General features: G+C 65.8%; 20 protein-coding genes. 13 read left to right on the top strand and 7 right to left on the bottom strand.

Features of this window, described 5'->3' with window-relative positions:
• A complete protein-coding gene (locus ACQY78_RS10805; protein ID WP_428685450.1) occupies positions 1 to 885 on the top strand; it encodes a TauD/TfdA dioxygenase family protein in 885 nt (294 codons plus the stop codon).
• A gap of 3 nt (positions 886 to 888) precedes the next feature.
• On the opposite strand, the gene ACQY78_RS10800 is transcribed toward ACQY78_RS10805, so the two are convergent.
• On the bottom strand, positions 889 to 1,443 hold the full coding sequence (locus ACQY78_RS10800) for a hypothetical protein (protein WP_428685446.1): 555 nt from the start codon (positions 1,441 to 1,443) through the stop codon (positions 889 to 891).
• 167 nt (positions 1,444 to 1,610) lie between these two features.
• Positions 1,611 to 2,906 (bottom strand): MFS transporter, encoded by a 1,296-nt coding sequence (locus tag ACQY78_RS10795; protein ID WP_428685444.1) that lies wholly within the window; start codon positions 2,904 to 2,906, stop codon positions 1,611 to 1,613.
• Between the two features lie 323 nt (positions 2,907 to 3,229).
• Between ACQY78_RS10795 and ACQY78_RS10790 the strand changes: the two genes are divergently transcribed.
• Positions 3,230 to 4,207: a Bug family tripartite tricarboxylate transporter substrate binding protein gene (locus tag ACQY78_RS10790; protein ID WP_428685442.1), complete on the top strand. Its 978-nt coding sequence runs from the start codon at positions 3,230 to 3,232 to the stop codon at positions 4,205 to 4,207.
• 437 nt (positions 4,208 to 4,644) lie between these two features.
• Here ACQY78_RS10790 and ACQY78_RS10785 read toward each other — a convergent pair whose 3' ends face one another.
• Entirely contained in the window at positions 4,645 to 5,871 is a 1,227-nt protein-coding gene (locus tag ACQY78_RS10785) for an ABC transporter substrate-binding protein (protein WP_428685440.1), read from the bottom strand.
• A 124-nt stretch (positions 5,872 to 5,995) separates the two neighbouring features.
• Here ACQY78_RS10785 and ACQY78_RS10780 point away from each other — a divergent pair, with 124 nt between their 5' ends.
• The 6 genes from ACQY78_RS10780 (at position 5,996) to ACQY78_RS10755 (ending at position 12,219) form a co-directional block, all read left to right on the top strand.
• The gene (locus tag ACQY78_RS10780) at positions 5,996 to 6,754 is read left to right on the top strand and encodes an ABC transporter ATP-binding protein (protein ID WP_428685438.1); all 759 of its coding nucleotides are present in this window, start codon (positions 5,996 to 5,998) and stop codon (positions 6,752 to 6,754) included.
• Positions 6,747 to 7,451 (top strand): ABC transporter ATP-binding protein, encoded by a 705-nt coding sequence (locus ACQY78_RS10775; RefSeq protein WP_428685436.1) that lies wholly within the window; start codon positions 6,747 to 6,749, stop codon positions 7,449 to 7,451. The genes ACQY78_RS10780 and ACQY78_RS10775 overlap by 8 nt, the downstream gene beginning before the upstream one ends.
• Before the next feature lie 7 nt (positions 7,452 to 7,458).
• Positions 7,459 to 8,340 carry a branched-chain amino acid ABC transporter permease gene (locus ACQY78_RS10770; RefSeq protein ID WP_428685434.1) on the top strand — a complete coding sequence of 294 codons (882 nt, stop codon included), beginning with the start codon at positions 7,459 to 7,461 and terminating at the stop codon, positions 8,338 to 8,340.
• Positions 8,337 to 9,266, top strand: a complete 930-nt coding sequence (locus ACQY78_RS10765; RefSeq protein WP_428685432.1) for a branched-chain amino acid ABC transporter permease — start codon at positions 8,337 to 8,339, stop codon at positions 9,264 to 9,266. The genes ACQY78_RS10770 and ACQY78_RS10765 overlap by 4 nt, the downstream gene beginning before the upstream one ends.
• 77 nt (positions 9,267 to 9,343) lie before the next feature.
• The gene (locus ACQY78_RS10760) at positions 9,344 to 10,078 is read left to right on the top strand and encodes an RraA family protein (RefSeq protein WP_428685430.1); all 735 of its coding nucleotides are present in this window, start codon (positions 9,344 to 9,346) and stop codon (positions 10,076 to 10,078) included.
• A 14-nt stretch (positions 10,079 to 10,092) separates the two neighbouring features.
• Positions 10,093 to 12,219, top strand: a complete 2,127-nt coding sequence (locus ACQY78_RS10755) for an adenylate/guanylate cyclase domain-containing protein (protein ID WP_428685428.1) — start codon at positions 10,093 to 10,095, stop codon at positions 12,217 to 12,219.
• Positions 12,220 to 12,223: 4 nt separating this feature from the next.
• Here ACQY78_RS10755 and ACQY78_RS10750 read toward each other — a convergent pair whose 3' ends face one another.
• The 3 genes from ACQY78_RS10750 to ACQY78_RS10740 all read right to left on the bottom strand — a co-directional run bounded on the left by ACQY78_RS10750 (position 12,224) and on the right by ACQY78_RS10740 (position 15,218).
• Positions 12,224 to 12,853, bottom strand: coding sequence for a MarC family protein (locus tag ACQY78_RS10750; protein ID WP_428685426.1), 630 nt, complete (start codon positions 12,851 to 12,853; stop codon positions 12,224 to 12,226).
• Positions 12,854 to 13,062: 209 nt separating this feature from the next.
• Complete coding sequence (locus tag ACQY78_RS10745) at positions 13,063 to 14,028, bottom strand: efflux RND transporter periplasmic adaptor subunit (RefSeq protein ID WP_428685424.1); 966 nt, start codon at positions 14,026 to 14,028, stop codon at positions 13,063 to 13,065.
• A 272-nt stretch (positions 14,029 to 14,300) separates the two neighbouring features.
• The gene (locus tag ACQY78_RS10740) at positions 14,301 to 15,218 is read right to left on the bottom strand and encodes a LysR substrate-binding domain-containing protein (protein ID WP_428685422.1); all 918 of its coding nucleotides are present in this window, start codon (positions 15,216 to 15,218) and stop codon (positions 14,301 to 14,303) included.
• Positions 15,219 to 15,327: 109 nt separating this feature from the next.
• Here ACQY78_RS10740 and ACQY78_RS10735 point away from each other — a divergent pair, with 109 nt between their 5' ends.
• Together ACQY78_RS10735 and ACQY78_RS10730 are read left to right on the top strand one after the other, a co-directional pair.
• Positions 15,328 to 15,651, top strand: coding sequence for a nuclear transport factor 2 family protein (locus ACQY78_RS10735; protein ID WP_428685420.1), 324 nt, complete (start codon positions 15,328 to 15,330; stop codon positions 15,649 to 15,651).
• The gene (locus tag ACQY78_RS10730) at positions 15,648 to 16,427 is read left to right on the top strand and encodes an SDR family oxidoreductase (RefSeq protein WP_428685418.1); all 780 of its coding nucleotides are present in this window, start codon (positions 15,648 to 15,650) and stop codon (positions 16,425 to 16,427) included. The genes ACQY78_RS10735 and ACQY78_RS10730 overlap by 4 nt, the downstream gene beginning before the upstream one ends.
• A gap of 18 nt (positions 16,428 to 16,445) precedes the next feature.
• Here the strand turns inward: ACQY78_RS10730 and ACQY78_RS10725 are convergent, their stop codons facing one another.
• Positions 16,446 to 16,925, bottom strand: coding sequence for a MarR family winged helix-turn-helix transcriptional regulator (locus ACQY78_RS10725; protein ID WP_428685416.1), 480 nt, complete (start codon positions 16,923 to 16,925; stop codon positions 16,446 to 16,448).
• Between the two features lie 155 nt (positions 16,926 to 17,080).
• Here ACQY78_RS10725 and ACQY78_RS10720 point away from each other — a divergent pair, with 155 nt between their 5' ends.
• The 3 genes from ACQY78_RS10720 (at position 17,081) to ACQY78_RS10710 (ending at position 21,024) form a co-directional block, all read left to right on the top strand.
• Positions 17,081 to 18,688 (top strand): GMC family oxidoreductase, encoded by a 1,608-nt coding sequence (locus tag ACQY78_RS10720; RefSeq protein WP_428685414.1) that lies wholly within the window; start codon positions 17,081 to 17,083, stop codon positions 18,686 to 18,688.
• A gap of 291 nt (positions 18,689 to 18,979) precedes the next feature.
• On the top strand, positions 18,980 to 19,765 hold the full coding sequence (locus tag ACQY78_RS10715) for an SDR family NAD(P)-dependent oxidoreductase (protein WP_428685412.1): 786 nt from the start codon (positions 18,980 to 18,982) through the stop codon (positions 19,763 to 19,765).
• Between the two features lie 26 nt (positions 19,766 to 19,791).
• Positions 19,792 to 21,024, top strand: coding sequence for an acetyl-CoA C-acetyltransferase (locus tag ACQY78_RS10710; RefSeq protein ID WP_428685410.1), 1,233 nt, complete (start codon positions 19,792 to 19,794; stop codon positions 21,022 to 21,024).
• Positions 21,025 to 21,057: the final 33 nt, after the last annotated feature.

Raw genomic sequence — 21,057 nt, 5'->3', positions numbered from 1 at the left:
ATGTCAGGCTCACTGAACGCCAATGCCGGCCCGCGCTATCGTCACAACGCCGATGAGAGCGCCCCCTACGAGACGATCACCGTCGACAAGCTGACCCCGATCATCGGCGCGGAGCTGGGCGGCGTCGATCTCAGCAAACCTTTGTCCAACCGTCAGCAGGACGAGATCCATCGCGCGCTCGCGGAGAACCTCGTGATCTTCTTCCGCGACCAGGTGCTGACGCCGGAGCAGCACATGTCGTTCGGCCGCCTGTTCGGCGACCTGCATGTCCATCCGGCGGCGCCGCACGAGCCGGGCATGCCGGAGATGATGCGCATCCACTCCGACAAGAACAGCCCGCGCGCCAACGGCGAAGGCTGGCACACCGACGTGAGCTGCGAGGTCGAGCCGCCCATGGGCTCCATCCTCCACATCAAGACCTGCCCGCCGCGCGGCGGCGACACGCTGTTCGCCAGCATGTATGCCGCCTACGAAGCGCTTTCGGAGCGCATGAAGGCCTATCTCGACGGGATGACGGCGTTGCACGACGGCGAGCCGGTCTATCGCGGCCTGTTCAAGCCGATCGGCGTGGCCGACAAGGCCGAATATCCGCGCGCCGAGCATCCGGTGGTGCGCACCCATCCGGTGACCGGCCGGAAGTGCCTCTACGTCAATGCCGGCTTCACCAGCCGGCTGATCGGCGTGCCGCGCGACGAGGGCGATGCGATCCTGCGCTACCTCTACCAGCACATGGAGAATCCGCTCTTCCAGTGCCGCTTCCGCTGGCGCGAGAACTCGATCGCCTTCTGGGACAATCGCTGCGCCCAGCATCGCGCCATGTGGGACTACTGGCCCCACACGCGCAGCGGCCATCGCGTGACGGTCACCGGCGACCGCCCGTTCTAGGGATCAGGCACCCTTCGGCAGGGTCGCCATGAAGACCTTGAGCCGCGGCGCCCACTTGGCGGCGTCGAGGCCGGAGGCGGAGTGGCCGAGTTCGCTGTCGATCTCGAAATAGTCGGCGGTGACACCGGCGGCCTTCAGCTTTTCCATAACCGCCGGTGCGATCGAGGGCGGGAAGAGCTTGTCGGTGCGCGAGATCACATAGAGCACCTTGGCTTTGATCTTCGACATGTCCTTCTCGGCGTCGAAGTTCACGCTGGCCCGTCGCAGCACGACCAGCGAATTGCCGTCGAACACCTTGGACCACCCCTCGGCGCGCCGGACGATCTCGGCTTCACGGGCGGCCTTGTCGGGAAACTGCTCGGCGAGCTGCTCGTCGATGCCGTAGCGCTTCAGGGTGGCGACGCGCATGTCGGTCAGCACCCTGGTGATGCCGCCATTCTCGTAGTAGTGGCCGCCGTTCCAGTTCGGATCTTTGGCCAGCACGTCGATCAGCGCCTTGACCGAGGCCTCGCCACCCGAGCCCTTGGGCGCGCTCACCACCGGCACCAGCCCGTCCATGAAGTCGGGATAGGTGACGCCCCACTGGCTGCTTCTGGATGTTCACGAGTTCTCCCTGGGCGGCAGCGCCCCTGGCGGCGATGAAAGGTGCAACGGCGAAAGCGGCCAGCAGTGGACGGCGGGGCAGCGACGACGTCATCGGATCCTCCTGTGTTGGCCGGCCCGGTTCAGGCGCGGGCGGGCTGAAGCGGCAGGCTGGCGACGGCGTGGGAGGCCAGCCGCGCGCGGTCCTTCTCGGGGCGGATGAAGAGCAGGCCTGTCAGACCGCCGGCGAGAAGCAGCACACCGAGAATGACGTAACCCTGTTCGTAACCGGCAACGGGCGTCGAGGCATTCTGGATCATCGATCCCATGATCCGGGGCGCGAGAATGCCGGCGAAGGTCACGACCGAGTTGGTGATCGCCAGCATCGCGGCGCGTTGCGGATGCGGGGTGAGTTCGCTGATGATCATCGGAAGGACGACATAGATCGTGCTGCCGATCGCCGAGCCGAACACCAGGAAGGCGATCTTGAGACCATCCGTCGGCATGGCGCCGACGAACGGGAGGGCGCATCCACCTGCCAGGATGGTGAGACAGGGCAACACGCCGCGGCAGAGGCGGCTGGAAACACCCTTCCTCTTCAGCCGCTGGGAAACGTAGCCGCCGGTCAGGACGACAAGGGCTCCGAAGACCCAGGGGAGCACGGTGAGGTTGCCGCCGAGTTTCTGGCTGAAGCCGAGGCCTGCGACCAGATATGAGGTGAACCATGTGAGGCCGAGCGCCAGTCCCCAGTAGCTGGCAAAGCCCGCGGCGCAGACGGCAAGAATGGTGGGGCAGGTGAGGAGGTAGCGATAGGGTATGCGCTCGTTGGGGGCGTTGCCGTTACTGACCGGCGCGTCGACGAGGGTGCCCTCGCGACCGAAGATCAGCCACAGGATGGTCCAGGCCAACCCGGCGATTCCCAGTGCGCCGAACGCCCAGTGCCAGGAATGGGCCTCGATGATCCAGTTGAGCAGGGGGACGGCGATGATGACGCCGAAGGCCGATCCCTGGGCGATGACGGCCGTCGGCAATCCGCGCAACGAGTCGGGAAACCACTTGTAGATGGCGTGTGTCGCGACCGGGCCGGCCGGTCCTTCGCCGGCGCCCAGGATGATGCGGCAGACGATCAGCGTCTCGAGGCTCACCATGCCCAGCATCGGGAACTGCACCACCGACCAGATGATCGCCATGACCAGCAGCGTGTGCTTGGTCTTCACGCGGTTGGAGATGAAGCCGACGACGATCGCCGAGATCGCGAAAAGGAGGAAGAACGCCGAGCCGATATCGCCGAACTGCTGAGGTGTCAGACCGAGATCCCGTGTGAGGGGAACGGCTGCCAGGCCGACGACGACCTTGTCGGCGAAGTTGATCAGCATGAAGAGGAAGAGCAGGGCGGTCATGCCCCAGGCCCCCTTCAGGGGCCGGTCCTGGACGGTCACGTGAGCGTTTCTCCTCGGCGTCCTGTTGACCGGACGCGCATTCCCATCTGACAGGGGATTGCTCCGCAACGTCAAGGAAATGCCGGGCATGCGGCGAAGCGCGGCGCGGGCGGCCAGTTTCCGGCGATCGGCTTCAGGCCGAATGAAAATCAAACCGATGCGACCGCCCAACTGCCTCCCCAGGCCCCTTTGAGGGGCCGATCCTTAACGGCCACGCGACGCTTCTCCCTTGCTCCCCTCACGCATCAGATGTGATGCGACGTGGCTCGCCAAGAGACGGGGGGCCTTCCATACTTCCCGTCAAGAAAACGGGAGCGAAACGAATGATCGGGACAGGCAGGACCAGCCGGCGTGCCGTGCTGGCGGGCGCAGCGGGCCTTATCGCGACCGGGACGGCCCGGGCGCAGAACTTTCCGTCATCGCGCGTCACGCTGGTGGTGCCATTCCCGCCGGGCGCTTCGACCGACACGACGATGCGCGTGATCGCCGACAAGCTGTCTCAGATGTGGGGACAGCCGGTGCTGGTCGACAACAAGGGCGGCGGCAACGGCATCATCGCGGCGGAGGCGGTGAAGAACGCCAAGCCCGACGGCTACACGCTGCTCGCCACTTCGTCGATGACGCATGCCGGCAACCCCGTGCTCTACGAAAAGCTCCCTTACGATCCGATCGCCGACTTCGAGCCGATCACGCGCATGAGCCTGGTGCCGATGGCGGTGCTGGTCACCAAGAAGCTGGGCGTGAAGACGCTCGCCGAGCTGACGCTCAAGCTGAAGGCCGAGCCCGGCAAGCACAATTTCGGCTCCGGCGCGATCTCTGCGCGTGTGGCGGGCGAGCTCTATCGGATGCAGGCCGGCATCGACGCGGTCTCCGTCTCCTACAAGAACAACCAGCAGGCCGCGCCCGACCTGAACAACGGCATCATCACCTTCATGATCTGCGACACCGGCAGCGCCAAGATGATCCTGGCCTCGGGATGGGCCGACGCGCTGGCGGTGACGCAGTCGGAACCCTACCCGGCGCTGCCGGGCGTGCCGAGTGCGGCGCAGGCCGGCATGCCGGAACTGGTATTCACGACCTGGTCGGCCTTCTACGCGCCCAAGGGCACGCCGCGCGACATCATCCTCAAGCTGAACAAGGACATCATCGCTGCGGGCACCTCGCCCGAAATCCTGGCCAAGCTCGAGAACATGGGCGGCGCGCCGAGCTTCACGACGCCCGAGGGGCTAATGGAGTTCACCAAGAGCGAGATCGAGGCGTGGCGCAAGGTGGTGAAGGCCGCCAACATCAAGATCGAGTAGTAGGCCGAGCAAAGCTCGGCCGATGAGCGTCAGGACATTGCTTGCAATGTCCGGGAGCGCCGAAGGGAGAGCGATCAGACGAAGCCCATGCCCCTCCGACGATGTAGGACGCCGCCATCTCCCCATGTGAATGGCAAGGCAATCGCATGTGAACTGAAGCGTCGTTGCCGTTCACTTCGCAAGAAAGCGAAAGGTCCCTCACTGCGTTCCAGGGCGGGGGGTACTCCGCCCGCGATGACAATCTTATTGGGTTTTGCGCAGTGCGCCGATCAAACAAACGGTGTCATCCCGAACGTAGTGAGGGACCCTTGCCTCATGCTCGATAGCCCTGACGTGAATGGGGAGGCAACGATCCTCGATCCATCTCGCGGCGGTCAGAGGGTCAAAGAAAAGGGGCGCCTCGCGGCGCCCCTTCCTTTGTCACGATCCGCGAGGGATCAGTTCTTCACGAACGGGCACTTGCCATCCTTCATGGGACGATAGGCCTCGTTGCCGGGAACCGTGGCGACCAGCTTGTAGATGTCGTCCTTGCTCTTGGACTCGGCCGGCGTCTTGACCTGGAAGAGGTACATGTCGCGCTCCAGGCGGCCATCCTCGCGCAGCTTGCCGTTCTTGGTCATGACGTCGTTGACGGGGATCTCCCGCATCTTCGCCATCACCGCCTTCGGATCGTCGGTGCCGGCGGCCTGCACGGCCTTCAGGTAGTGCAGGGTCGAGCTGTAGACGCCGACCGTCAGCATGCTGGGAATCTTGTCCTTCTTCGCACGGAAGCGCTTGGTCCAGGCGCGGGTCTCGTCGTTGAGATCCCAGTAGAAGGCCTCGGTGAGGACGAGTCCCTGCGCCACCGGCAGGGTCAGCGCGGCCACGTCGGTCGAGAAGACCAGCAGTCCGGCGAGGCGCTGGCCGGCCTTGGTGATGCCGAATTCACCGGCCTGCTTGATCGAGTTGATCGTGTCCTGGCCCGCATTGGCGAGACCGATGACCTTGGCCTTCGAGGCCTGGGCCTGCAGCAGGAAGGACGAGAAGTCCTGCGTGCTGAGCGGATGCTTGACGCCGCCCAGGACCTTGCCGCCGGCCGCCGTCACGACCGCGGTCACGTCGCGCTCGAGCGCGTGACCGAAGGCGTAGTCGGCGGTGAGGAAGTACCAGGAGTCGCCGCCGTCCTTGACGACCGCGCCGCCGGTCACCTTGGCCAGCGAGTAGGTGTCGTACACCCAGTGCGCACCCGTTTCCGAGCAGGCCGCGCCGGTCAGGTCGGCCGAGGCCGCGCCGGTGTTGATGTCGATCATGCCCTTTTCCTGGGCGATCTTGCGTACCGCCAGCGCCACCGACGAGGTGCCGATGCCGGTGATCATCTTCACGCCGTCGACGTCGTACCACTTGCGGGCGATCGCCGCGCCGACGTCGGGCTTGGTCTGATGGTCGGCCTGCAGGATTTCGATCGGACGGCCGAGAACCTTCCCGCCGAAATCGTCGATCGCCATCTGCATGGCCTCGACTTCGCCCTGGGTGAGGTCGCCGTATACGCCGGAGAAGCCTTCCATGACGCCGATCTTCAGCGGCTGGGGAGCCTGCGCCTGGGCGTAGGCGGCCAGGCCGATGACGGCGAGACCGGCGACGGCGGCCGCCGCTCCGGCGTGCCTGATACTGGTTGTGAACTTCACGGTTCTAATCCTCCCAATGTTTTTCCCCGTTTCTAGTGGCCGAAATCTAACCGTGTGTCTTATCCGACGCCAGTGCTGGACAGCGGCGCAAAGCTTCGATTTATTCGCGACACAGGGAGAGCCGATGGCCAAAGAAGAAATAATTCTCGAGGCGACCGGGCTGACGAAGGAGTTCAAGGGCTTCATCGCGGTCAAGAACGTCAATCTGCGCGTGAAGCGCCACACAATTCACGCTCTGATCGGGCCAAATGGCGCCGGCAAGACGACGTGCTTCAACCTTCTGACGCACTTCCTGTCGCCGACCGCCGGCCAGATTCACTTCAACGGACGCAACATCACCGGCAGTTCGCCGGCGGCGATCGCGCGCATGGGCCTGGCGCGGTCTTTCCAGATCTCGGCGGTGTTTCCCCATCTCAGTGTTCGTGAAAACGTCCGCGTCGCCCTGCAGCGCAAGCTCGGTATTTCCTTCCAGTTCTGGCGTTCCGAAAGCGTGCTCGCCCGGCTAGATGCGCGGGCGTTGGAGCTGGTGGCCGCCGTGGGCCTCGCGGAGTTCGCGGAGGCGCAGGCCGTCGACCTTCCCTACGGCCGCAAGCGCGCCCTGGAGATCGCCACGACTTTGGCGCTCGAGCCCGAGATGATGCTGCTCGACGAGCCGATGGCCGGTCTCGGCCAGGAAGACATCAGGCGCATCGCCGACCTGATCCGCACCGTCTCCAAGGATCGCACCGTCCTGATGGTCGAACACAACATGTCCGTCGTCGCCGACCTCTCCGACACGATCACCGTTCTGGCGCGCGGCGAAGTGCTGGCGGAGGGGCCCTACGCCACGGTTTCCAAGCACCCCGCCGTCGTCGAGGCTTATGTCGGAACAGGTCATGGCTGAGACATTGCTGAAAGTCGCAGGCCTCCAGGCCTGGTACGGTGAATCGCACATCCTGCATGGTGTCGACTTCGAGATCCGCCGCGGCGAGCTCGTCACGCTGCTGGGACGCAACGGCGCCGGCAAGACGACGACCCTGCGGTCGATCATGGGCATTCTCGGCAAGCGCACCGGCTCGATTGCCTTCGAGGGCAAGGAGACGATCGGCATGCAGTCGGATCATATCGCCCGACTCGGCATCGCCTACTGCCCGGAGGAGCGGGGAATTTTCTCGAGCCTGAACGTCGACGAGAACCTGCGCCTGCCGCCGGTCGTCAAGCCGGGCGGGCTCAGCATCGAGGAAATCTACAAGCTCTTCCCCAACCTGCTGGAGCGGCGGTCCAGCCAGGGCACGAAGCTATCGGGCGGTGAGCAGCAGATGCTGGCCATCGGCCGCATCCTGCGGACCGGCGCCACCCTGCTGCTGCTCGACGAGCCGACCGAGGGCCTGGCCCCGGTGATCGTCCAGCGCATCGGCGAGATCATCCGCCAGCTCAAGAGCCGCGGCTTCACCATCCTGCTGGTCGAGCAGAATTTCCATTTCGCGGCCACCGTTGCGGACCGCCACTACGTCATGGAAGACGGTCGCGTGATCGACACGGTCGCCTCGGGCGACGTGCAGCAGAGCATCGGCAAGCTGCAAACCTATCTGGGGGTATGAGGCCGCCATGTTCGAACTTTTAGGCATTCCTCCGCAGGCGCTGTTCGGCCAGCTCCTGCTTGGCCTGATCAACGGCGCCTTCTACGCCATGCTCAGCCTCGGCCTGGCCGTGATCTTCGGCATGCTGAACGTCATCAATTTCACGCACGGCGCCCAGTACATGATGGGCGCCTTCGCGGCGTGGCTGCTGCTCGGCCTCCTCGACGTGCCGTTCTGGGCAGCGCTCGTCATCGCCCCGGTCATCGTCGGTCTGTTCGGCATCGTGCTCGAGAAGCTGATGCTGAAACGCATCTACCATCTCGATCATCTCTACGGATTCCTGCTGACCTTCGGCCTGGCACTGGTGATCGAAGGCCTCTTCCAATGGAAGTGGGGCTCCTCCGGGGCGCCCTATCCCAACCCGATCCCGGGCGGCTTCAATCTCGGCTTCATGTTCCTGCCGACCTATCGCGCCTTCGTCGTGGTGGCGGCGCTCGTGGTCTGTCTCGCCACCTGGTACGGCATCGAGCGTACCAAGCTCGGCGCCTACCTGCGCGCGGCCACCGAGAACCCGACGCTGGTCAGGGCCTTCGGAATCAACGTGCCGCGGCTGATCACGCTCACCTACGGGCTCGGCGTGGCGCTTGCGGCGCTCGCCGGCGTGCTCGCCGCGCCGATCCAGCAGGTCTCGGCGCTGATGGGGGTCAATCTCGTCCTGGTCGTCTTCGCGGTCGTGGTGATCGGCGGCATGGGCTCGATCATGGGCTCGATCGTCACCGGCTTTGGCCTCGGCCTGGTCGAGGGTCTGACCAAGGTCTTCTATCCGCCGGCCTCCAACACGGTGATCTTCGTCGTCATGGCGCTCGTCCTGCTGGTCAAGCCGGCCGGCCTATTCGGGCAGACCAAATGAACGCGCAACGTCTCCTCGTCGTCGTCCTGGCCGCGCTGGCGCTGGCCGCGCCGTGGTTCGCCTATCCGGTGTTCCTGATGACGGCGCTATGCTTCGCGCTGTTCGCCTGCGCCTTCAACCTGCTGTTGGGCTATGTCGGCCTGATGAGCTTCGGCCACGCCATGTTCTTCGGCACGGCGGGCTACTTCTTCGGCCATGTCGTGAAGGCGTGGGACATGCCCCCCGAACTTGGCCTGCTGGCGGGCGTCTGCGGCGCCGCGCTGGTCGGGCTGGTCACCGGGTCGCTGGCGATCCGCCGCCAGGGCATCTATTTCGCGATGATCACGCTGGCCTTCGCGCAGATGATCTACTTCTTCTGTGTCCAGGCGCCGTTCACGCATGGCGAGGACGGGCTGCAGGGCATTCCGCGCAAGGCGCTGCTGGGCGGACTCATCCCGACCAAGGATGACCGGGTTCTCTATTACGTCGTGCTGGCGATCTTCGTGTTCGGCTACTGCGCCATCTACCGGATCATCCATTCGCCGTTCGGTCAGGTGCTGAAGGCCATTCGCGACAACGAACAGCGCGCGCAGTCGCTGGGCTACGAGGCCGACCGCTACAAGTTGCTGGCCTTCGTGCTGTCCGCGGCGCTGGCAGGTCTTGCCGGGGCGACCAAGGCCATGGTGCTCCAGTTCGCCACCCTGACCGACGTGAGCGCGGCCATGTCGGGCGAGGTCGTGCTGATGGCCCTGGTCGGCGGCCTGGGCACGATCGTCGGTCCGGTGGTCGGCGCCTTCATCATCATCACGATGCAGAACTATCTCGCCGCGACCGGCGAGTTCGTCCTGGTGATCCAGGGCGCCATCTTCGTCGTCATCGTGCTCGCCTTCCGCAAGGGCGTGGTGGGCGAACTCGCGGAGTGGTGGAAGCGGCGACAAGCCCGCTGAGCGAGCGGGAGCGGGGGCCTTGCCCGCCGCTCCCATTCGCGCGAAGAACGAACCCGTATCCAGGGGAAACCATCGACATGACCGAGCTTTCCGAAGACCAGCTGTTCGCCGAGCTGCGCAAGATCGATACGCCGACCATTACCAACGTCGTTGCGACCTATCCGAAGAATCCTCTTTGCCTCGGCCTCTACAATCCGTGGACCGAGAACTGGTACACCGACACGTCGATTCGCTGCATGTACCCCGAGATGGGCGCCATCATCGGTTATGCCGTCACCTGCGTGTATGGCCTTCCGGATCCGAACTTCGCTGGCCGCCTCAGTTTCATGGACGTGGTCGACGCGCTTGATGCCATGAAGAAGCCGACCATCCTGGTCATCCAGCAGAAGTGGCCGCCCGAGCTGATGAACAAGGCGGGCCTTGCCGGCGAGATGATGACGACCTCGATGCAGGCGGTCGGGTGCGTCGGCCTGCTGTCCAACGGCCCGTCGCGCGACGTCGATGCGATCCGCCGCATGAAGTTCCAGATGCTGCTGGGCGGCGTCACGGCCGGCCATGGCGAAATGGCGGTGCAGTCGGTCAACGCGCCCGTGTCGGTCGGTGGCATGGACGTGGCGCCGGGCGAGCTGATCCACATGGACGAGAACGGCGCGGTGAAGTTCCCCGCCCAGCATGCCCGCGCGGTGCTGACGAACGCCCAGGCGATGCTGGCCGACGAGGCCGAGAAGCTCGAGAAGATGCGCAAGGCCAAGACGGCGGCCGAAATCCGGGCGATCAATTCCGGCGGTACCTACGGAGCGAAGAAGGGATAGGGGGGCGCCCCCCGATGACGGAGATCGTCGCCGAGCCACGGCCCGTCCGTTGGGGGCTGGCCGCCAAGCTGTTCGCGATCCTGCTGCTGCTGGGCGCGGTCGCGGTCATGATCACCGGCGTCCTGGGCTATATCCGGGCGCGCGACGCGCTGGAGCGGGCGATCTTCGCCCAGCTCACCGCGGCGCGCGAGACCAAGGCCCATCAGGTCGAGTCCTACTTCCGTACGGTGCGCAACGAGGTGCGCCTGCTTGCCGCCTCGAAGATGGTCGTCGACGCTACGCGCGGCTTCCGAGAGGCCGTGGATGAACTGGACGCGAAGGAAGTCCCCGCGGGCGTGAAGCAGGCCGTGCAGGGTTGGTACGACACCCAGTACATGCCGACGGTGCGCAAGCTGCTCGGCAAGGACGTGAGCGCGGACGAATACCTGCCCATGACGGCCGCGCCTTACTTTCTGCAGGACCTTTACATCGTCAGAAATCCGCATCCCGCGGGCCGCAGGGACCTGCTCGACAATGCCGGTGACGGCAGCGCCTACAGCAAGGTCCACGCGATCTACCATCCGCTGATGCGGACGGCGGGCGCCACTCTGGGGTTCCAGGATTTCATGATCGTCGACCCGCGGACCGGGCGATTGATCTACACCGTCGACAAGGACCCTGATTTCGCCACCTCGTTGCGGGCGGGCCCGTATCGCCATTCCAATCTGGCGGCGGCGGCGGCCCGGTGCGCCACCTCGCCCGATCCGTCGGCAACGTGTCTCGAGGATTTCTCCGCCTACCTGCCGGCGGAAGGCTTACCCTCGGCCTTCATGGCGGCGCCGGTGATCGAGCAGGGCGTCGTGACCGGCGTGCTGGTCGCGGAACTGTCGATCGAGGAAATCGACGCCATCGTCACCGGCGGCCGGCGCTGGCGCAACGAGGGCTTCGGTTCCAGCGGCGAGGCCTACCTGATCGGTCCGGATTTTCTGGTTCGCTCGAGCGGCCGCAACTACTTCGAGAATGCCGACCTCTATTTCTCCGAGCTGAAGGCGGGGGGCGCATCGGAAGAGGAACTTGCCGCCATCAAGCGATACGGTTCGCCCATCCTTCACCAGCATGCCGACACGGCCGCGACCCGGGCGGCAATCGGCGGCGTCGAGGGAGTCGGCGAGGTTGTCGGCTATCGCGGCGTTCCGACACTGGCCTCGTGGGGGCCGATCAGAATTCCCGGCGTCAAGTGGGCGCTCGTTGCCAAGATCGACGCTTCGGAGGCCTTCGCGCCGGTCTATCGCCTCGAGCGGGATCTCCTGATCGTGGGCGCGATCGCCTTCCTCGTGGTGATCGTGACCGGCGCCTGGCTGTCGCGCTCGCTGCTCGGCCCGTTGCGCGAGCTGACCGCCGGCGTGCGCCGTTTCGCGGCCGGCGATCTCGATGCCCATGTGCCGGTGCGGACGCGCGACGAGATCGGACAGCTCTGCCTCGCCTTCAACGGGATGATCGACGACATCAACCAGAAGAACGTCGTGATCGAATCGAAGAACCGCGAGAACGAGGAGCTGCTTCTGAACGTGCTGCCGGCGCCGATCGCCAACCGACTGCGCGGCGGCGAGAAGGGGATCGCCGACGGCTTTGCGGAAGTGACGGTCGCGTTTGCCGATCTCGTGGGATTCACCCAGCTGTCGTCGGAAATGCCGCCGTCCGAGGTCGTCACCCTGCTGAACGGCCTGTTCACCCGCTTCGATGTCGCGGCGAGCGAGCTTGGCATCGAGAAGATCAAGACCGTGGGCGACGCCTACATGGCGGTGTGCGGCCTGCCGGTCCCAGTGCCCAACCATGCCGAACGCATGGTGCGCATGGCGATCCGCATGGTCCACATCACGCGCGAGCATGCGATGGAGCATGGCGTGTCGATGAAGCTGCGCGTCGGCATCAACAGCGGTCCGGTGGTGGCCGGCGTGATCGGCAAGAGCAAGTACATCTACGATCTGTGGGGCGATACGGTGAACCTGGCGAGCCGCATGGAATCGGGCGGTATTCCCGATTCGGTGCAGGTCACGCGCCCGGTCTACGAGAAGCTCAAGGACCAGTTCGTCTTCGAGGCGCGCGGCGAGCTCGAGGTCAAGGGCAAGGGCAAAGTCGAGGCCTGGGTGCTGCGGCTCTGAGCCTTCAGCCGAGGCCGAAGCTCAGCTTGATGGCGATCACGAGTCCGGTGACGGCGATGCTCGAGAGGATGAGGCCGAACACCCGGCTCACGATCTCGATGCCGGGCTTGCCGAGCAGGCGGACGAGGGTTCCCGCGAGGGCATAGGACACAAAGAGAAGCGAGAGGCAGAGGGCCAGGATCGCCGTGGTCGTCACCTGCTCGCCGAACGAGCGCACCGTGTTGTCGGTCAGCAGCACGACCGTGAGGATCGCTCCTGCGCCGGCGATTCCGGGAACGGCCAGCGGAAAGACGGCTCGCTGCAACGGCGTCGCATCGGCCGGCAGGGAAGCGGCTTCCTCGGTCACCTTGCCCAGCACCATCTTGAGCCCGAACAGCAGCAGGATGAGCGAGCCTGCAAGCTGGAACGAGGCCATCGGTATATGCAGGGCGGACAGAAGCGGCCGTCCGACCAGGATGAAGAACAGCATGATCAGGAACGCAACACCCACCGCATAGGCCGCGACCAGCAGCGACTGTCGCCTCGGCAGTCCGGCCGTGACCATGAGAAAGATCGGCACCGTGGCCACCGGATCGAGGATCACGATCAGGGTGACAAATTCGTAGAAGAAGTGGTTGAGGAAAGTCGGCGCCACGCGGCTGTCCTTTGCTGTTGTCCGTAGGGAAGACGGCGTCCGCGGCGAGACTCGACGCCACGATCTCCATCTTTGGAGGCCGCTTGCAACGTAGACCTAAAAGTCTAGGTCACACGGTCCCGATCAAGAAGCGCAAAAACCCGTCCGCAGTCGCAGTCTCCTGCCGTGTGCGCGGGCAGGACGCCACTCATCGCTGCTCCGCTCCGCGTTCACTCCAGCGCTGGTCCGGGCGACGGACCCCCGACAATGGCGACGTGGCTGCCCTCGCTCAGCTGATCCTGACCGTCTGTCACGACGACATCGCCTGGGCGCAGGCCGTCGCGGACCACCACGACATCATCTGTGGTCGTTCCCAGGATGAGCGGGCGGGCGTGCACCGTTTCGCTCCCGGTAACGATGTAGGTGTAGTAGCCGATGTTGGACTGCCGGACGGCGGCCAGGGGAATGGTAAGTGCGGCGCGCTTGGCATTCCCGCGAACCACCACGTCGACGGACATGCCCGGCGACAAAGCGTGATCCGTGTTGGGAAACGTGGCAACGAGCCGTTCCGTCGCCGTCTCGTGCGGGCTGCCATCGCCGCCGAGGACGAGGCGACCTTCGGCAAGCGGATGCAGCCTGTCCTTGCCGTAGGCTCGTACTTGGATCTGGTCATCCCCCATCGATTGCGGCGGGATCGCGTGCAGCATCAATTCCGGCAGCGGGAAGACCACGGAGATGGGGGCGATCCGGGTGATGACGACAAGACCCGTCTTGTCGGCAGGCGCGATGATGTCGCCGACGCGGTGCAGTGGCTTGCCCACAACGCCCGAAGCGGGCGCGCGAATGTCGGTGGCGTTCCGTTCGATGCGAGCCCGTTCGACGCGGGCTTCGTCGTTTGCGATCGAGCGTTCGAGCTGGTGGGCCCGTACCTTCGGCGCGGTGGTACTTGCCTGAAGGGCCTGATCGCGATCGCGGATCGCAATCAACTGATCCAGCTTTGCCTGCTCGGGCTGAGAGTCCAGGCGCGCGAGGAGGTCACCGGCCTGCACCGGCTGGCCTTCGGCAAAGTCGATCTCAGCGAGCCTGCCCTCGATCTTGCTTCGGACGACGGCGGTCTCGCTGGCAACGGCTGTCCCGATGCTCTTCAGGTAGATCGGAACCTCGCGGATTGCTGCCGCCGCCGTGACCACGGGCATTGGGTCATCGTTTGGCGTTGCCGGGTGTGGGCCGGACGACTGCGCCCAGGTCGGAGCAGCCGCGGCGATCGATAGGGCGAGGACCAGCGCTGCGACACGAATCGTCCGTGTCTTGCGTCCGATGAGACCGAGAGGTGAAAGATGCATGGTGCAGCCTCCTGAGCAGGATGGAAGCTGCATACCGCGTCGGGCGTTCTGAGGGGCCCCACCAGAACGGTTAATGGCCGGGCTCGTTCGTCTAGTCTCCCTATACCTTCGTTCAAGGGAGACGATCAGGCACCGTCACGCCCTCTCGCCTTCCGGCCGAGCTCGCGGGCCAGCCCGATGAACGCCTTGAGAGCTGCCGATGGATAGCGCCGGCCCGGATAGTAGAGGCAGAGGTCGGCGATCGGCGGCGTCCAGTCGTCGAGTACGCGGGTGAGGCGGCCGGCTGCCATGTCCGCGCGCACGTCCTGCTCCAGGAAAAACCCGATGCCCATGCCTTCCAGAACCGCCGCGCGCGCAAGGCTGGCTTCGTCGAGAGTGAGCGGCCCGTTCACATCGATTTGCACCGATTCGCCACGCTTCTCGAAGTGCCACCTGAACAGCGCCCCGTTCGGCAGACGCGTCCGGATGCATCGATGCCCGGCGAGATCGGTGGGCGTGTGCGGCTTTCCATGCTGCTTGAAGTAGGCGGGCGAGGCGACCACGGCATGTCGCTGAGGTCGGCCGAGCGGGACGGCGATCATGTCGGCGGGCACGAGGTCCGCCCGGCGCAGGCCCAGATCGAAACCGTCGGCGACGATGTCGACCAGGCGCCCCTCGGTCACGAGGTCCACATGCACGTCGGGATGCCGGCGGAGAAACTCGAGAACCAGGGGCGAGATGATTTCGCGCGCCCCGGCGGCGAAGGCGTTGATGCGCAGCGTCCCGGAAGGGGTCGCCTGTTGTGAGCGGACGGCGTCGAGGGCCCCATGGATATCGCGCAACGCCGGGTTCACTTGTTCGACGAAGGCGCGGCCCGCGTCCGTCAGAGAGACGCTGCGCGTCGTCCTGTTGAACAGGCGCACGCCGACTTGCGCCTCGAGCTTCGCCACGGCGTTGCTCAGCCCCGTCGTCGACATGCCGAGCGCCAACGCGGCGCCGCGAAACGACCCCTCGCGGGCGATTGCGACCACGGCATCGAGCTCGTTGAGCAGGAGGCGGGACATTCTGATTATCCCTAAAAGCGGGATTACACGTCCTAGTTTGTCTATCTAATCGGAACACTTGTCCACGCTTACATGGTTCTCGTCCGACACACTCAGCAGGGAAAAGACCATGAAGCTGCCGACGCCCCTTCAGATTTACTTCGAGGCCGACCAGGCCGGTGGCGATGCCGCTCCGCTGGAAGCCTTCGCGTCCGATGCCGTCGTTACCGACGAAGGCAGGACCCATGCCGGTCATGCCGCCATCGCTGCGTGGTGGCGCGCCGCCAAGGAGCAGTACCGCCATACGGCGGAGCCGTGCGAGGTCAGGGAGGAGGAGGGGCTGACCCTCGTTCGCGCCAGGGTGACCGGACGCTTTCCAGGCAGCCCCGCGATGCTCACCTTCGCCTTCCGGCTCGCAGACGCGCGGATCGCGGCGCTGAGGATCGGTGCATGAGTGGCTTTCTCCAGCTCGAAGGCAGGACCGCGTTGATCACCTCGGGCACCCGCGGCGCGGGCGCGGCGACGGTGGCGCTCTTCCGCCAGCTCGGCGCGAACGTCCTCACGACGGCGCGATCGCGCCCCGATGCGTTGCCGCAATCGCTGTTCGTCGCGGCCGATCTCACGACCGCGCAGGGCTGCACCGACCTGGCCGCCGCGGCGCGCGAACGGCTTGGCGACATCGACATCCTGGTCCACATGCTCGGTGGTTCTTCGTCGCCGGCCGGCGGCTTCGCAGCGCTGGGCGACGCCGAATGGACGAGAGAGCTCGAGCTCAATCTGATGCCCGCCGTTCGGCTGGACCGCGCGCTCGTGCCCGGCATGATCGAGCGGGGGCGCGGGGTCGTGATCCATGTCGGCTCGATCCAGAGCCGTCTGCCGCTGCCGGAGGCAACGACCGCCTACGCCGCCGCCAAGGCGGCACTGTCCACCTACAGCAAGAGCCTCTCGAAGGAGGTCTCGCCCAGGGGCGTGCGCGTCGTGCGCGTCTCGCCGGGCTGGATCGAAACGGAAGCCGCTCTCCGGCTGACGGAGCGGATCGCAAGCGACGCCGGCGTCGACAGAGCGGGAGGCCGGGAGATCATCATGAAGGCTCTGGGCGGCATTCCCATCGGCCGTCCCTCGGCTCCGGAGGAGGTCGCGAATCTCATCGCCTTCCTCGCCTCGGAGCGCGCAGCGACCATCACCGGCGCGGAGTACGTGATCGACGGCGGCACCATTCCGACCGCCTGAGGGAGACCATGAGCGATGCTATCGGCCCGAGAGGTTCCAGCCGCCGATCCTCGCATAAATCGCGTCGCGCAAGCGCCGGACATGGGTGTTGAGGGTCGCCAGCCGCGGTGCCGTCTCGCCGGAAACCGACAGCAGCGCCTCGCCCAGGCAGCCGGCCCTGGTTCGCAACACATCGCCCTGTTGCGTCAGTTCCACGAGGACCTGCCGCTCGTTCTCCGGATTGCGGGTGCGGCGCACCAGTCCTGCCTCTTCGAGACGCTTCAGCAGCGGCGTCAGCGTGCTCGACTCGAGCCCGAGCTGGTCGGCAATGACGCCGACCGCCCGGCGATCTTCGACCCAGAGCACGTTGAGCACGAGGTACTGGGGATAGGTGAGCCCCAGCCCGTCCAGAAGGGGCTTGTAGGCGCGCTGGATCGCCATGTTCGCCGAATAGATCGAATAGCAGAGCTGCTCCTCGAGGGGGACAGGCGCGCCGGTCCCGTTCTTCGCCTTCTTCACGTTCGCCTCCTGCGCTCGCCGGGACCGTGGTCCGGCGCTTAGCCGGGAAAAGTATATCGCGATAATTATCGCGATTGACAAGCCTGCCTGCCGATACCAGCTAAGACATATCGCGATAAAGAATATCGCAATATTAAAACCAAGGAGCCACTCTCATGAGCGACACTGCCGTTTCAGACTTTGCCCGGCGCGGGCGGGAAAACCAGGCGCGGCTGACGGCGGCGCTTCGGCCCAGTTACGACTTCATCGTGTGCGGTGCCGGCTCCTCCGGTTCCGTGATCGCCCGGCGGCTGGCCGAGAATGCCGACGTCCAGGTCCTGCTGCTCGAGGCGGGCGGCAGTGACGAGTCCGACTCCGTCCTGAATCCGGCCCTGTGGCCAACCAATCTCGGCAGCGAGCGCGATTGGGGGTTCCAGGCGCAGCCCAATCCTCATCTCAACGGGCGCGAGATCCCGATGTCGATGGGCAAGGGGCTGGGCGGCGGGTCGAGCATCAATGTGATGGTGTGGGCCCGTGGACATAAGAGCGACTGGGAGTTCTTCGCCTCGGAGGCCGGCGATCGGCGCTGGGGCTACGAAAACGTGCTCGACATCTATCGCCGCATCGAGAACTGGCAGGGCGCTCCCGACCCCGCGTATCGAGGGACTGGCGGGCCGGTCTGGGTGCAGCCCGCTGCCTCGCCGAGCCCGCTCGCGCTGGCCATGCTGGACGCTGCGCGCGAACTCGACATCCCCGTGTTCGATCATCCCAACGGACGGATGATGGAGCAGGTTGGCGGTGCCGCGATCACCGACATGCTGGTGCGCGACGGGCGGCGTCAGTCGCTGTACCGCGCCTATGTCCATCCGTGGCTCGATCGCCCGAACCTGACCGTGCTCACCGGCGCGCTCGTGCGGCGGGTGGTCTTCCAGGGCACGCGGGCGACCGGGGTGGAACTCGTCCAGGGGAGACGGACGATGACCATCGGCGCGCGGACGGAGGTCGTGCTGTCGCTGGGCGCCCTCCAGACGCCGAAGGTCCTGATGCATTCGGGGATCGGCGAGCGTCGCGAGCTGGAGCGCTTCGGGATCCCGGTCGTGCAGAACCTGCCGGGCGTCGGGCGCAACCTGCAGGACCATGTGTCCTTCGGCTGTACCTGGGCCTTGTCGGAGCCTCTGGCCCCCCGGAACAGCGGCAGCGAAGCGACGATGTACTGGAAGAGCCGTCCCGACCTCGACGCGCCCGATCTGCTGTTCTGCCAGGTCGAGTTTCCGGTGCCGAGCGAACGCACCGCGCTGCGCGGCGTGCCGGCGCACGGCTGGACGATGTTCGCGGGCCTCGCCCATCCCGAGAGCCGGGGCCGGCTGCGCCTGCAGAGCGCCGATCCGACCGCGGCGCTGGCGATCGACGCGAACTTCCTGTCGGACCTCAGGGACATGACGACGGCCTCGTCCTGTATCGAGCTCTGCCGCGCCCTGGGCAACGCGCAGGCCTTCCGTCCCTTCGCCAGCAGCGAAGCCATGCCGGGCGAGGTGAAGGGCGAGGACCTTGACGCCTACATCCGCGACGCGGCCGTCACCTACTGGCACCAGAGCGGCACCGCCAGGATGGGGCAGGACGATATGTCGGTCGTGGACGCCACGCTGCGGGTCTACGGCGTCAGCGGGCTGCGGGTGGCCGACGGCTCGATCATGCCGCGGGTCACCACCGGCAACACCCAGGCTCCCTGCGCCATCATCGGCGAACGCGCCGCCGAGATGATGCGGGAGGACCACGGTCTCTGACCTGCCGCTGTGCCGGGGCCCTGCGGGGCCCCGGCGTCGCTGGTACACCGCTTCTCTCGAGGCCAGCCTGCAGGACAGGTCGATCTGGATTGATCCGGCCAGACACGAGCACCCCCTCTCGCAACGCAAAGGCAAGCATGATCGGGGCGGGCCGGTCGGCCATCGTCGCTTTCGGATCGCGGCTCCACGGTTCGTTGAGCGGACCCACGCCTCTGGCCAAGCGCGGTCGCGATGCTCTAACAATCCGGGCGAACCACTCACGAAGTCATATCCCCGGGGGAATTTTCGCTCATGCAACTCGACAAGACAGTGGCCGCGGTCGTTACGGGCGGCGCGTCCGGCCTCGGCGCCGCCACCTCGCGCATGCTTGCCTCGCACGGCGTGAAGGTCGCGATCTTCGACCTCAACGAGGAACAGGGCGAGACGCTCGCCAAGGAAATCGGCGGCGTCTTCTGCAAGGTCAACGTGACGTCGACCGAAGAGGTCGAGGCCGGGTTCGCGAAGGCGCGGGCCGCCAACGGGCAGGAGCGCATCCTGGTGAACTGCGCCGGTGTCGGCGGCGGCGCCCAGAAGACCGCATCGCTCGACCGGACGACCGGTTCTCCCAAGGAATATCCGCTGGAGAACTTCGAGCGCATCATCAACGTCAATCTCATCGGCACGTTTCGCTGCATCACCAAGTCGGCCGCGGGTATGCTGACGCTGGCCCCGCAGGCCGACGGGGATCGCGGCGTGATCCTCAACACCGCGTCGGTCGCGGCCGAGGACGGCCAGATCGGCCAGGTCGCCTATACGGCCTCGAAAGCCGGCGTCGTCGGCATCACGCTCGTCGTCGCGCGCGACCTCTCCAATGAGGGAATTCGCTGCAATACGATCCTGCCCGGCATCTTCGACACGCCGCTGCTCGCGCGTGCGCCGGACAACGTCAAGGCGGCGCTGGCCGCCTCGGTCCCGTTCCCCAAGCGTCTGGGACGCCCCGAGGAATATGCCCAGGTCGCCCATACGATGATCACCTGCGGCTACCTCAATGGCGAAGACGTACGCGTTGACGGCGCCATCCGCATGGCGCCGCGCTGAACCGAGACCCAGGAAAGGATCAAGCAATGACCGAAGCATGGATCATCGATGCCTGCCGCACGCCACGCGGCGTCGGCAAGGCGGGCAAGGGCGCGCTGTGGGAGGTTCACCCGCAACAGCTCGGCGCGACCGTTCTCAAGGCGATCGCCGACCGCAACAAGATCGACACGAAGGAAGTCGGCGATGTGATCTGGGGGACGGCCGCCCAGGTCTCGAAGCAGAGCGGCGATCTCGGTCGCATGTCCGCCCTCGATGCCGGCTACGACGTCAAGGCGAGCGGCATCACGATCGACCGCTTCTGCGGTTCGGGCATCAGCGCCGTGAGCCTCGCCGCCGCCTGCATCAAGTCGGGCATGGAAGACCTGGTGGTCGCCGGCGGGACGGAGATGATGTCCATGGACCGCAGCCGCGGCAGCGGGCCGCCGGTCATGGACAACGGCAATCTGCGCCTGCGCCTGCATCATCCCCAGACGCACCAGGGCATCTGCGCCGACGCCATCGCCACGCTGGAGAAGATCCCGCGCCAGGCGCTGGACGAGGCGGGCTATATCAGCCAGCAGCGTGCGGCGATCGCCATCGCCGAAGGCCGCTTCGCCAAGTCCCTGATCCCCGTCTACAAGGAAGACGGCACGCTCGCCCTGGATCGCGACGAATATCCGCGTCCGCAGACGACTCGCGAGGGGCTGGCAAACCTCAAGGCCGCCTTCGCCGCGATGGCCGACATCCCGCTCGACGACAAGGGCATGACCTATCGCTCGCTGATCCTGCAGGCCTATCCCGGCCTCGAGATCGAGCATGTCCATCATGCCGGCAATTCCTCCGGCGTCGTCGACGGCTCGGCCGCCGTGCTGCTCGCGTCGCCCGACTACGCCAAGGCCCATGGCCTCAAGCCGCGCGCCCGCGTCGTCGCCATGGCGAACATGGGCGACAGCCCCGAGCTGATGCTCAATGCGCCGGTGCCGGCGGCGCGGAAGGTCCTGGAAAAGGCCGGTCTCAAGACGAGCGACATCGACCTCTGGGAGATCAACGAGGCCTTCGCCGTCGTCTCGGAGAAGTTCGTGCGCGATCTCGATCTCGATCGCGACAAGGTCAACGTCAACGGCGGATCGATCGCGCTCGGCCACCCGATCGGCGCGACCGGCGCCATGCTGATCGGCACCGTCCTCGACGAGCTCGAGCGGCAGGACAAGCAGTTCGGTCTCGTCACGATGTGCGCCGCCGGCGGTATGGCGCCGGCGATCATCATCGAGCGCATCTGAGAAATCCCGGGGGAGAAATCCCTCGACGACCTT

It is taken from the genome of Reyranella sp., from assembly GCF_965279625.1.
GTDB lineage: Bacteria > Pseudomonadota > Alphaproteobacteria > Reyranellales > Reyranellaceae > Reyranella.
This window is presented reverse-complemented; position numbering and strand designations above follow the sequence as displayed.